Source organism: Corynebacterium vitaeruminis DSM 20294 (genome assembly GCF_000550805.1).
Classification (GTDB): domain Bacteria; phylum Actinomycetota; class Actinomycetes; order Mycobacteriales; family Mycobacteriaceae; genus Corynebacterium; species Corynebacterium vitaeruminis.
On record NZ_CP004353.1, the window covers coordinates 1,389,789 to 1,401,840 of the forward strand.

Sequence of the window (12,052 nt, forward strand, 5' to 3'; positions counted from 1 at the left end):
CGTCTCATGTTGGTCGATGGCCATTCGATGGCCTTCCGCGCGTTCTACGCCCTGCCCGCGGAGAACTTTGCCACCTCCGGCGGCCAGGCGACCAACGCCGTGTACGGTTTCCTTTCCATGCTGTCGTCTTTGCTTATCGACGAACAACCCAGCCACATCGCGGTGGCCTTCGACGTGGGGCGAACCACCTTCCGCACGGAGATGTTCCCGGAGTACAAGGCGCAGCGCGAGGCCGCACCCCCGGAGTTCAAGGGGCAGGTGCCGCTCATCCAGGAGGTGCTGGAGGCGCTCGGGATCACCACCATAGAAAAGGACAACTACGAGGCGGACGACATCATCGCCACGCTTGCGACCGCGGCCAAGCCGCTGGGGTTTGAGACGCTGATCGTCACCGGCGACCGCGACTCCTTCCAGCTGGTCAACGACACCACCACGGTGCTCTACCCGATGCGGGGCGTGTCCGTGCTGCACCGGTTCACGCCCGAGGCGGTGGAGGAGAAGTACGGGCTGACCCCGGCTCAGTACCCGGACTTCGCGGCGCTGCGCGGCGATCCGTCCGACAACCTGCCCTCGATCCCGAAGGTGGGCGAGAAGACGGCGACCAAGTGGATCGTCGAGTACGGGACGCTGGATAACCTCCTAGCTAACGCCGACAAGGTCAAGGGCAAGGTGGGCGAGAGCTTCCGCGAACGCCTCGACCAGGTGCGCATGAACCGCACCTTGACGGAGATGGTCAAGGACCTGGAACTGCCGTATACCCCGGAGCAGCTGGGCCTGCGTGAGGCCGACGTGACCGACGTGGCCGCCAAGTTCGACGCGCTCGAGTTCGGCACCACGCTGCGCGAGAAGGTATTGGGCGCCATCCACGCCGACGCCGCCTTCGAGGAGGACCGCGACGAGGTGGAGGTCACCTCCCACGACCTGGTCACCTGGCTCAAGGAGCACAAGGAGAACACCCCGCACGCGGGCATGGCGCTCTTCGTGGAGGGAACCGGCCGCCCGGCCGCGGGGGATGCCACACGCCTCGCGATCGTCAACCAGCAGCGCGAGGCCATCGCCGTGGACCTAGGCGAGCTGTCGCCGGAGGAGGAGAAGGCGCTGGGCGAGTGGCTCGCCAGCGACTCGCCCAAGTACCTCCACGAGGGCAAGGCCGCCTACCACATGCTCAAGGGGCGCGGTTTTGAGCTGGGCGGCATCGCTCACGACACCGCGATCGCGGCCTATCTGCTGCGTCCGGGCCAGCGCACCTACGAGCTGAAGGACGTCTACCAGCGCCACCTGCAGCGCCAGCTCGACGCCGAGCCCGCCTCGGGTCAGATGACGCTGCTCGACGTCGCCGACGCCGATTCGCTCATCAACTCCGCGGTGGCCATCCTCGAGCTGGTCGAGGAGCTCGTCGGCGCTCTCCAGGCCATCGACGCCTACGAGCTGTACGCGGACCTGGAGATCCCGCTGCTCAGCATCCTCGCGCACATGGAGGACGCCGGCATCGCCGTGGACATCGACACGCTGCAGGAGCAGCTCGACACCTTTATCGAGCAGGTCCAGGAGGAAGAAGCCCAGGCGCGCGCGCTGGCGGGGGACGATTCCCTCAACCTGTCAAGCCCGAAGCAGCTGCAGGTGGTGCTCTTCGAGACTCTCGGGCTGCCAAAGACCAAGAAGACCAAGACCGGCTACTCCACGGCGGCGAAGGAGATCGAGGCGCTCGCGGTCAATCACCCGCACCCGTTCCTCGACCACCTGCTCGCGCACCGCGAGTACCAGAAGATGAAGACCACCCTGGAGGGGCTCATCAAGTCGGTGTCCTCCGACGGGCGCATCCACACCACCTTCAACCAGACGGTGGCCTCCACCGGCCGCCTGTCGTCGACGGAGCCGAACCTGCAAAACATCCCGGTGCGCACCCCCGCAGGGCGCAAGATCCGCTCCGCATTCGTCGTGGGCCCCGGTTACGAGACCCTGCTCACGGCCGACTACTCCCAGATCGAGATGCGCGTCATGGCGCACTTGTCCGAGGACCCGGGGCTCATCGAGGCCTACCGCGAGGGCGAGGACCTGCACAACTACGTGGGCTCCAAGGTCTTCGACGTCCCGGTCGACGAGGTCACCCCGGAGCTGCGCCGCCGCGTGAAGGCCATGTCTTACGGCCTGGTCTACGGGCTGTCCGCCTTCGGCCTGTCCCAGCAGCTGGGCATCCCGGCGGGCGAGGCGCGCCAGATCATGGAGAGCTACTTCGAGCGCTTCGGCGGCGTGAAGCGCTACCTCGACGAGGTCGTGGCCCAGGCCCGCAAGGACGGCTACACCTCCACGCTCTTCGGCCGCCGCCGCTACCTGCCGGAGCTCAACTCCGACAACCGCGTTGCCCGCGAGAACGCCGAGCGCGCCGCGCTCAACGCCCCGATTCAGGGCACGGCCGCCGACATCATCAAGGTTGCCATGATCCGCGTCGACCGCGAGCTGAAGAAGGCCAAGGTCGCATCCCGGGTCCTGCTCCAGGTGCACGACGAACTCGTGGTCGAGGTCGCCCCGGGCGAGCTGGGCAAGGTCCGAGAGATCCTCGAGCGCGAGATGGACTCGGCCATCAAGCTGCGCGTCCCGCTGGAGGTCTCCGCGGGCGTGGGCACCGACTGGAACGAGGCCGGACACTAGTGTAGGACAAGTCTCTGGCCCTGACCAGGCTGGTCGCGCAGGGGCTGGTCGATCGCCCTTACGCCGGCGGCGCGGAGGCCGTCGCGGCTTTCGGGGTCATGCAGGGCCAGGACCTGGGTGTCCTCAGTTCGGTGGCGCTGCGCACGGCGTCGGGAAGCATCGACGAGGTGCTGGACCTCCTGCGGGAGCGCAGGCTCGTGCGTGGCTACCCGATGCGCGGCACGGTGTTCCTCGGCGCGGCGCGCGACCTGAGGTGGATCACCGAGCTGTGCTCGACAGGGATCGTGGCTCAGGGCCGCGCCGCCGCGGAGAAGTCCTACGGCGTGGGCGCCCGCGAGCTCGACAGCCTGCGCGAGGCGCTGCACGCCCACCCCGCCGCGCGCGGGGACGGACTCACCCGGGCCGAGTACAAGGAGCTCGCCCGGAAGGCGCTCCCGCACCTCGACCACTCGCAGACCGGGGTGATCTACCGGTCGCTCTTCCAGCTCATCATCGAGCACGACGTGGTCTACTCCGGCTGGGACGGCCGCGACCAGCGCGTGGCCTTGGCCGAGGGCATCCTCGGGCCCGGCCTCGAGGAGCTCTTCGAGGATCGAACGGCGGCCACGGCGGAGCTCATGTCCCGCTACTTCCGCACCCGCGGCCCGGCCACGCTCGCCGACTTCCGCTGGTGGAGCAAGCTCAAGGTCTCAGAGATCAAGAAGGCGCTCCCGCTCCTAGCCGATGACGTCGACGCCGTCGAGCGGGACGGCGACACCGTCTACGTGGACACCCTGCTCGCCGAGCGCCTGCCCGGGATGCTCAAGGAGGCGGAGCGCCCGCGGCTGCTGCCCGCCTTCGACGAGTTCATCCTCGGCTACCAGGACCGGCTCTTTGCCATGACGCCGAAGGTCCACGACGTTCTCGTCCCGCGGAATCGGGGAGTGTTCCGCAAGGCGGTCGTGGTCGGCGGCACCGTGCGCGGGGCGTGGACGCGCTCGGGCTCTGCGGGCAGGCGCCAGCTCTCGATGGAGGCGGTGGCCACGATCCCGAAGTCGGCCGCGGTCCCGCTGCGCAAGCGGTTCGAGGCCTACCCGTTTGCCGTCGCCTAGCCGCGGCGCGCCTGGAAGATGATGGTGCCGGGGAAGATCCTCCCGCGCAGCGGCGACCACTGCCCCCACGTCTCCTCGAGGTCCTCGGGCCACTCGGGCTCGAGCACCCGCTCGATGCGCAGGCCCGCGCCCGCAAGTGCTGCGACGTGGTCGCCGATCGTGTGCTGGAACTCGGCGTAGGTCACCTTCCCGCCGGATTCCTCCACGTAGGAGCGCTCGAAGTAGGGGATGGCGGCCACCAGCCCCTCCTCGCCGGGGTCGTCGGGGAAGACCCAGCGCATGGGGTGGTTGCACGAATAGGTCAGCGTCCCGCCAGGAGCTAGCACGCGGGCGACCTCGCGGAAGAGCGCGGGCAGGCCCTCGATGAACGGGATCGCGCCGAAGGCGGAAAATACCTGGTCGAAGGCACCGTCGCGGTAGGGAAGCGCGAGCGCGTCGGCCTGGATCAACGGCACGCCGGGGTCGGCGGCGGCCAGCATGCCGCGCGAGAGATCCATCCCCGTCACCAGCCGCGCCCCCGGGTATGCGGAGCTCAGCCAGGTTGAGCACGGGGCGCTCCCGCAGCCGATCTCTAGCACGCGCTGCCCGGTCACGTCGCCGAGCAGCCGTGCCTCGGCCTCCGCCAGCATCTCCGGGCACCAGTAGAAGCCGTCGAGGTAGTGTGCGTGCCGCGCGTGATAGTCCGCGGCGTCGTCGTCCCAGAATCGGCGGTTGGCGGCCGTCGCCGCGCGGTGAAAGTCCTCACTCATGATGCTTGGATTCTAGCTTCGCTTGTCGACGCCTTCGGTTACCGCTCCAGCGCCAAGTGGGGCTCGTGAGACTGGTGTGAAAGCCGCAGGTGGCTTCGGCGGCGACGGCGGAAGCTCAAGGGCCGGAAAAATTGCTCTGCCAGCGCAAATGCACTACTATTGAGCGGGCGTGTCTATGCCTCCATCGAATTTCTCCTCATGTAGGAGGGGAGAAACCCCTTGGAAGCGGGATCCAAGAGCGCGGTGACCTGCGTTTTTAGAGAGACACCGCCACATATTCTGTCCATTTACTATTCCTACGTTTTCGGAGCATTTAATGCCAACCAACAACGTCCCTCAGGTAGCCGTCAACGACTTCGGCTCCACTGAGGAATTCCTCGCAGCCGTCGACGCCACCATCAAGTACTTCAACGATGGTGACATCGTCGAGGGCACCGTGGTCAAGGTCGACCACGACGAGGTTCTGCTCGACATCGGATACAAGACCGAGGGTGTCATCCCGTCCCGCGAGCTTTCCATCAAGCACGACGTCGACCCCGATGAGGTCGTCGAGGTCGGCGATCAGATCGACGCACTCGTCCTCACCAAGGAGGACAAGGAAGGTCGCCTGATCCTTTCCAAGAAGCGTGCTCAGTACGAGCGCGCATGGGGCGCCATCGAGGAGCTCCAGCGCAACGAGGAGCCGGTCACCGGTACCGTCATCGAGGTCGTCAAGGGCGGCCTGATCCTGGACATCGGCCTGCGCGGCTTCCTGCCTGCTTCCCTCGTTGAGATGCGTCGCGTTCGCGATCTCGATCCGTACATCGGTCAGCAGATCGAGGCCAAGATCATCGAGCTCGACAAGCAGCGCAACAACGTTGTCCTGTCCCGCCGTGCTTGGCTCGAGCAGACCCAGTCTGAGGTCCGCTCCGAGTTCCTGCACCAGCTGCAGAAGGGCCAGGTCCGCAAGGGCGTCGTGTCCTCCATCGTCAACTTCGGCGCCTTCGTCGATCTCGGCGGTGTCGACGGCCTGGTTCACGTTTCCGAGCTGTCTTGGAAGCACATCGACCACCCGTCCGAGGTTGTCACCGTGGGTGACGAGGTCACCGTCGAGGTTCTCGACGTCGATCTCGACCGCGAGCGCGTGTCCCTGTCCCTGAAGGCTACCCAGGAAGATCCGTGGCGCGTCTTCGCCCGCACCCACGCTGTGGGCCAGATCGTTCCGGGTAAGGTCACCAAGCTCGTCCCGTTTGGCGCGTTCGTTCGCGTCGAGGAGGGCATCGAGGGCCTCGTCCACATCTCCGAGCTGGCTCAGCGCCACGTCGAGGTCCCGGACCAGGTCGTCAACGTTGGCGAGGAGGCCCTGGTCAAGGTCATCGACATCGACCTCGAGCGTCGTCGCATCTCCCTGTCCCTGAAGCAGGCCGACGAGGACTACACCGAGGAGTTCGACCCGTCGAAGTACGGCATGGCCGATTCCTACGACGAGAAGGGCAACTACATCTTCCCCGAGGGCTTCGACCCCGAGACCAACGAGTGGCTCGAGGGCTTCGAGGAGCAGCGTGCGGAGTGGGAGGCTCGCTACGCCGAGTCCGAGCGCCGCTTCAACCTGCACACCGCCCAGATCGAGCGCAACCGCGCCTCTGCAGCCGCCGCTGCAGAGGCTGGCGAGGGCGCTACCAACTACTCCTCCGAGTCCGCTGAGGCAGCTCCGGCCGCGGCGAACGAGGTCGAGGGTGGCTCCCTGGCTTCCGACGAGCAGCTCGCTGCTCTGCGCGAGAAGCTGGCTGGCAACTAGTAGCTAGCGCGGGCTTGCCGCGCACTGCGTGAGCCCTAAACCCGGCGAGAGCGTTCCCCTTCGGGGGTTCGTCCTCGCCGGGTTTATTTTTTTGTGGGGGGCCGGGTTGCCTTTTTTCGGGGCCTGTCGACGCCGAAGGTGGGCGTCGACAAAGCGAAAAAGAAAACCGGACATAATTGGGGCACGACTCTAAGGGGCTGCGGGGAAGTGAGAGAGGAAATCGGGGCACAAAACTCACTTCCGGAAACGAACTTGTGTAAAACCTTGGAGGAAAACTGTGGAATCGTTTCCACTCTCAGGTTTGTTTACGTGGGGAAGTGAAATAAAACGCAGTTTTTGTTTGCTTGGGTTTTAGCTTGGAATTTCGTACGAGTCGGAATAGGATTGTGACAGGCTGCCAAGTGGGTGTCCGAGTGTGACTGTATCCACATAGGCACAAACAAATACAGATTTTTTACGAGAAAGGTTGACTCATGGCGACTAACGTCGCGCAAACCTCTGAGTTTATCTTGGACAAGGTCGGCGGTGCATCCAACGTCGCATCGCTGACCCACTGCGCAACTCGACTTCGTTTCCAGCTCCACGATCAGTCCAAGGCTGATCAGAGCGCACTGGACAGCAACACCGACGTGCTCGGTGTCGTCCCGCAGGGCTCCACCGGCCTCCAGGTGGTTATGGGCGGCGGCGTCGCCAACTACTACCAGGAGATCGTCAAGCTGCCCGGCATGGGCGACAAGGCCGGCGCCGATGATGCCGCGCCGAAGACCAACAAGAAGGACTACGGCGGAGTCCGCGGCAAGTACTCCTGGGTGGATTACTCCTTCGAGTTCCTGTCCGACACCTTCCGCCCGATCCTGTGGGCCCTGCTCGGTGCCTCGCTGATCATCACCATGCTGGTGCTGGCAGATACCTTCGGCTGGCAGGACTTCCGTGCCCCGATGGCGGAGCAACCCCCGACGTACCAGCTGCTGCACGCCATGTGGCGCTCGGTGTTCTACTTCCTGCCCGTCATGATCGGTGCTACTGCATCGAGGAAGCTGGGCGCTAACGAGTGGGTGGGTGCCGCCATCCCGGCCGCACTGCTTACCCCTGAGTTCCTCGCCATGGGTAAGGCGGGCGACGTGGTCCACGTCTTCGGCCTCCCGCTGGTGCTGAACGACTACGGCGCACAGGTCTTCCCGCCGCTGCTGGCCGCCATCGGCCTGTACTGGGTGGAAAAGGGCCTCAAGCGCATCATTCCTGAGGCAGTCCAGATGGTCTTCGTGCCGTTCTTCTCGCTGCTTATCATGATCCCGCTGACCGCCTTCCTGCTCGGCCCCTTCGGCATCGGCATCGGTAACGGCATCTCCGACTTCCTCAAGGCAGTCAACGGCTTCTCGCCCTTCATCCTCGCGATCATCATCCCGATGCTCTACCCGTTCCTGGTCCCGCTGGGTCTGCACTGGCCGCTCAACGCCATCATGGTCCAGAACCTGGCCGTCCTCGGCTACGACTTCATTCAGGGCCCGATGGGTGCATGGAACTTCGCCTGCTTCGGCGTCGTCGCCGGCGTCATGTTCGTCTCCATGCGTGAGAAGAACGTCCAGATGCGGCAGGTCGCGCTCGGTGGCCTGCTAGCAGGTCTCCTGGGTGGTATTTCCGAACCCTCCCTCTACGGTGTCCTGCTCCGATTTAAGAAGACCTACATGCGCCTGCTGCCCGGCTGTTTCGCAGGCGGTGTCGTGATGGGCATCTTCAACGTCAAGGCTTCCGCATTCGTCTTCACCTCGCTTCTGACCATCCCGGCCATGAGCCCGATGGGTGGCTACGCCATCGGCGTGGCCGTGGCTTTCTTCACCTCCTTCTTCCTCGTGGTCTTCTTCGACTACCGCGGCAAGGAGGAAAAGGCCGAGGTTCTCGCTAACCTCGCCGCCGCCCGCGAGACCGAGGAGGAGGCTGCGCCCGCCGCAGTCGAGTCCGCCGCTCCCGCAGCCGCTGCTGCCACCGCCGCTGCTGGCGGGGTCGCAACCGCCGTCGCCGCACCGGTCAAGACCGCCCTCGAGGCCGGCGCCGTGACCACCCTGACCAGCCCGGTCGAGGGCAAGGCCGTCGCCCTGTCCGAGGTCCCGGATCCGATTTTCGCCACCGCGAAGCTGGGCGAGGGCGTAGCCATCGAGCCGACCGGCAACGTGGTCGTCGCGCCCGCCGCCGCCACCGTGCTCACCGTCCAGAAGTCCGGCCACGCCGTTGGCCTGCGCCTGGACAACGGCATCGAGCTGCTCGTCCACATCGGCATCGACACCGTCCAGCTGGGCGGCGAGGGCTTCGAGGTTCACGTGGCCAAGAAGCAGCACGTGGAGAAGGGCGACAAGCTCATCACCTTCGACCCGAGCTTCATCAAGTCCAAGGGCTACAACCTCATCACCCCGGTCCTTGTGACCAACACCCCGAAGTTCGCCTCCGTCGTCGGCCACCCGGCCGCGCAGGCTGGCTTCGACACCGAGGTCATCACCACCACCGCCAACTAATCACGGCGGTTGCGCCCCTTGCGGATTCCTTCCGCGAGGGGCATTTTGCTTTTCGACGCGTACCGCCGATCACCCGTATACGATCGTGGCTATGAAGAAGATTGGACTGACTGGCGGGATCGGAAGCGGCAAGTCGACGGTGGCGAAGCTGCTACGGGAGAAGGGGGCGCCGGTCATCGACGCGGATCAGATCGCCCGGGAGATCGTGGAGCCGGGCCAGCCCGCGCTCGCCGAGCTCGCCGAGGCGTTCGGCGAGGACATCCTCGACGCCGACGGCCGGCTCATCCGCCCCGCGCTGGCAGCGAAGGCCTTCGCGAGCGACGAGGCCCGGGCGCTGCTCAATTCCATCACCCACCCGCGCATCGAGGCGCGTACCGCGGAGCTGTTCGCGAAGGCCGAGGCCGAGGGACACCCGTTTGCAGTGTGGGACATGCCTCTGCTGGTCGACAACGGCCACGACAAGAAGATGGACTTCGTCGTCGTCGTCGACGTCGACAAGGAGACCCGCGTCGAGCGGCTGGTGAAGTTCCGGGGCCTTGACGAGCAGGACGCCCGCCGCCGCATCGCGGCCCAGGTCCCGGACGAGGTGCGGCTCGCCGCGGCAGACTTCGTCGTGGACAATAACGGAAATCTCCCAGAGCTTGTCCCGCAGGTGGACAAGCTCTGGGAGATCCTGTGCGATCTGTGAGGGGTTACTGCCCCGCGTAGTTGATCGTGTCGACGACCGTCAGGCCATCGTCGGTGGTCGGGTCGTAGGCTGCGCCCGCAGGAGAGGCCGCCGTGACGCCCGGGACCTGGGTGAGGTAGGACTCGAGCGCCACTTACGTGTTTAAGCCCGGATCGAAGGTGGCTGAGCGCTCGGAGGACGTGCCGCCGAGCATCGGCACAACCCTGTGCTTAATCTTTGTCCAGCCGGTGCCGTCCAAGTACTCGAAGACGTTGGCCTTGGCAGGCGGCCGAGAGTCGCCGAGCCGAAGGCGTCGACAAGCGAAAGCAGAAGCCACGGTGTCGTGTCGGGCGGTGTTAGTAGGATGGGCACCATGGCATTTGCGGCAGAACATCCAGAACTCCCGGAGTCCGAGTTTCGCCCGGTCGGCGAGATCGAGCGCACCGAGGGAACCTTCGAGGTCATCTCCGAGTACGAGCCCGCGGGCGACCAGCCGCAGGCGATCAAGGAGCTCGACGAGCGCCTCAACAGGGGGGAGCGTGACATCGTGCTGCTTGGTGCTACCGGCACCGGCAAGTCGGCCACGGCCGCCTGGCTGATCGAGAAGCAGCAGCGCCCCACGCTAGTCATGGCGCCGAACAAGACGCTGGCCGCGCAGCTGGCCAACGAGCTGCGCCAGCTGCTGCCCAACAACGCGGTGGAGTACTTCGTCTCGTACTACGACTACTACCAGCCGGAGGCCTACATCGCGCAGACGGATACGTACATCGAGAAGGATTCCTCGATCAACGACGACGTTGAGCGCCTTCGCCACCGCGCGACCAGCTCGCTGCTCTCAAGGCGCGACGTCGTGGTGGTCAGCTCGGTGTCCTGCATCTACGGCCTGGGTACGCCGCAGTCCTATCTCGACCGCTCCGTGCTGCTGCGGGTGGGCGAGGAGATCGAGCGCGACCGCTTCCTGCGCCTGCTCGTGGACATCCAGTACGACCGCAACGACATCGGGTTCACCCGCGGCGCCTTCCGCGTTAAGGGGGACACGGTGGACATCATCCCCGCCTACGAGGAGCTGGCCGTGCGGGTGGAGTTCTTCGGTGACGAGGTCGACGCCCTCTACTACATTCACCCGCTCACCGGCGACGTCGTGCGCCAGGTGGACGAGATCCGCATCTTCCCGGCCACCCACTACGTGGCGGGCCCCGAGCGCATGGCCAAGGCGATCGAGGCGATCAAGGAGGAGCTGGCCGAGCGGCTGGCGGACCTGGAAAACCGCGGTAAGTTGCTCGAAGCCCAGCGCCTGCGCATGCGCACCGAGTACGACCTCGAGATGATCGAGCAGGTGGGATTCTGCTCCGGCATCGAGAACTACTCCCGCCACCTAGACGGGCGCCCGGCGGGCAGCGCGCCGGCGACCCTGCTCGACTACTTCCCGGAGGACTTCCTCACCATCATCGACGAGTCCCACGTGACCGTGCCGCAGATCGGCGGCATGTTCGAAGGCGACATGTCGCGCAAGCGCAACCTCGTCGAGTTCGGCTTCCGCCTGCCCTCGGCGCTCGACAACCGCCCGCTGACCTGGGAGGAGTTCGAGCAGCGCGTGGGGCAGACCATCTACCTGTCCGCCACCCCTGGTAACTACGAGCTGGCCGCCTCCGGCGGGGAGTTCGTCGAGCAGGTTATTCGCCCCACCGGCCTGGTCGACCCGAAGGTCACGGTCAAGCCCACCAAGGGCCAGATCGACGATCTCATCGAGGAGATCCGCCAGCGCACCGCCAAGCAGGAGCGCGTCCTCGTGACCACCCTGACCAAGAAGATGGCCGAGGACCTGACCGACTACCTCCTCGACAACGGCATCCGGGTGCGCTACCTGCACTCCGATATCGACACCCTCCAGCGCGTCGAGCTGCTGCGCCAGCTGCGCCTGGGCGAGTACGACGTGCTGGTGGGCATCAACCTCCTGCGCGAGGGCCTCGACCTGCCCGAGGTCTCGCTCGTGGCCATCCTCGACGCGGACAAGGAGGGCTTCCTGCGCTCGACCACCTCGCTCATCCAGACCATCGGCCGCGCGGCCCGCAACGTCTCCGGCGAGGTCATCATGTACGCGGACAAGATCACCGACTCCATGGCGTATGCCATCGACGAGACCGAGCGCCGCCGCGAGAAGCAGATCGCGTACAACAAGGAGCACGGCATCGACCCGCAGCCGCTGCGCAAGAAGATCGCAGACATCCTCGACCAAGTCAACGAGGAGGGAGCCGAGGCCGCGACCGCCTCCCTGCGTTCGGACGCAGCGGTGGCCGAGCGCCGCGACACCTCCAGCATGCCCGCCAAGGAGCTGCAGTCGCTTATCGACGACCTGACGGCACAGATGGGCGAGGCCGCCCGCGACCTGAAGTTCGAGCTCGCCGGGCGCCTGCGCGACGAGATCATCGAGCTGAAAAAGGAGCTGCGCGGGGTGAAAGAGGCGGGCATCTAATTGCTCGCGATCCATGACCACCTGTGCAATTGCGGGTGGGTGTGACCGAGCTAAAACAATTTTCGGCTGCGTTCCAATTACACAGGCTGTATTTAGTGAACTCGCCCGTTTTAGTTGTTAGACTTGCCGGTACATGCTT

The 12,052-nt window shown here is 65.5% G+C and carries 8 protein-coding genes; 6 read left to right on the plus strand and 2 right to left on the minus strand.

The features are described from left to right. Positions 1-6 precede the first annotated feature (6 nt). Positions 7-2,649 (plus strand): DNA polymerase I, encoded by a 2,643-nt coding sequence (gene polA, locus B843_RS06440; protein WP_025252695.1) that lies wholly within the window; start codon positions 7-9, stop codon positions 2,647-2,649. A 44-nt stretch (positions 2,650-2,693) separates the two neighbouring features. Next, positions 2,694-3,740, plus strand: a complete 1,047-nt coding sequence (locus B843_RS06445) for a winged helix DNA-binding domain-containing protein (RefSeq protein WP_269319746.1) — start codon at positions 2,694-2,696, stop codon at positions 3,738-3,740. On the opposite strand, the gene B843_RS06450 is transcribed toward B843_RS06445, so the two are convergent. Beyond that, positions 3,737-4,489 carry a class I SAM-dependent methyltransferase gene (locus B843_RS06450; RefSeq protein WP_025252697.1) on the minus strand — a complete coding sequence of 251 codons (753 nt, stop codon included), beginning with the start codon at positions 4,487-4,489 and terminating at the stop codon, positions 3,737-3,739. The two genes, B843_RS06445 and B843_RS06450, sit on opposite strands and share 4 nt — an antisense overlap. A 316-nt stretch (positions 4,490-4,805) precedes the next feature. Between B843_RS06450 and rpsA the strand changes: the two genes are divergently transcribed. The 3 genes from rpsA to coaE all read left to right on the plus strand — a co-directional run bounded on the left by rpsA (position 4,806) and on the right by coaE (position 9,461). Further along, positions 4,806-6,266 carry a 30S ribosomal protein S1 gene (gene rpsA, locus B843_RS06455; RefSeq protein WP_025252698.1) on the plus strand — a complete coding sequence of 487 codons (1,461 nt, stop codon included), beginning with the start codon at positions 4,806-4,808 and terminating at the stop codon, positions 6,264-6,266. A 473-nt stretch (positions 6,267-6,739) separates the two neighbouring features. After that, the gene (locus B843_RS06460; RefSeq protein ID WP_025252699.1) at positions 6,740-8,773 is read left to right on the plus strand and encodes a glucose PTS transporter subunit IIA; all 2,034 of its coding nucleotides are present in this window, start codon (positions 6,740-6,742) and stop codon (positions 8,771-8,773) included. 91 nt (positions 8,774-8,864) lie between these two features. Further along, positions 8,865-9,461, plus strand: a complete 597-nt coding sequence (coaE, locus tag B843_RS06465) for a dephospho-CoA kinase (protein WP_025252700.1) — start codon at positions 8,865-8,867, stop codon at positions 9,459-9,461. A gap of 4 nt (positions 9,462-9,465) precedes the next feature. On the opposite strand, the gene B843_RS14190 is transcribed toward coaE, so the two are convergent. Beyond that, complete coding sequence (locus B843_RS14190) at positions 9,466-9,594, minus strand: hypothetical protein (protein WP_280512670.1); 129 nt, start codon at positions 9,592-9,594, stop codon at positions 9,466-9,468. A 219-nt stretch (positions 9,595-9,813) separates the two neighbouring features. Here B843_RS14190 and uvrB point away from each other — a divergent pair, with 219 nt between their 5' ends. Beyond that, entirely contained in the window at positions 9,814-11,913 is a 2,100-nt protein-coding gene (uvrB, locus tag B843_RS06470) for an excinuclease ABC subunit UvrB (RefSeq protein ID WP_025252701.1), read from the plus strand. Positions 11,914-12,052: the final 139 nt, after the last annotated feature.

Coding starts and splice junctions, on each gene's coding strand:
- polA (WP_025252695.1), top strand. CDS start 7: ATGTTGGTCGATGGCCATTCGATGGCCTTCCGCGCGTTCTACGCCCTG.
- B843_RS06450 (WP_025252697.1), bottom strand. CDS start 4,489: ATGAGTGAGGACTTTCACCGCGCGGCGACGGCCGCCAACCGCCGATTC.
- rpsA (WP_025252698.1), top strand. CDS start 4,806: ATGCCAACCAACAACGTCCCTCAGGTAGCCGTCAACGACTTCGGCTCC.
- B843_RS06460 (WP_025252699.1), top strand. CDS start 6,740: ATGGCGACTAACGTCGCGCAAACCTCTGAGTTTATCTTGGACAAGGTC.
- coaE (WP_025252700.1), top strand. CDS start 8,865: ATGAAGAAGATTGGACTGACTGGCGGGATCGGAAGCGGCAAGTCGACG.
- uvrB (WP_025252701.1), top strand. CDS start 9,814: ATGGCATTTGCGGCAGAACATCCAGAACTCCCGGAGTCCGAGTTTCGC.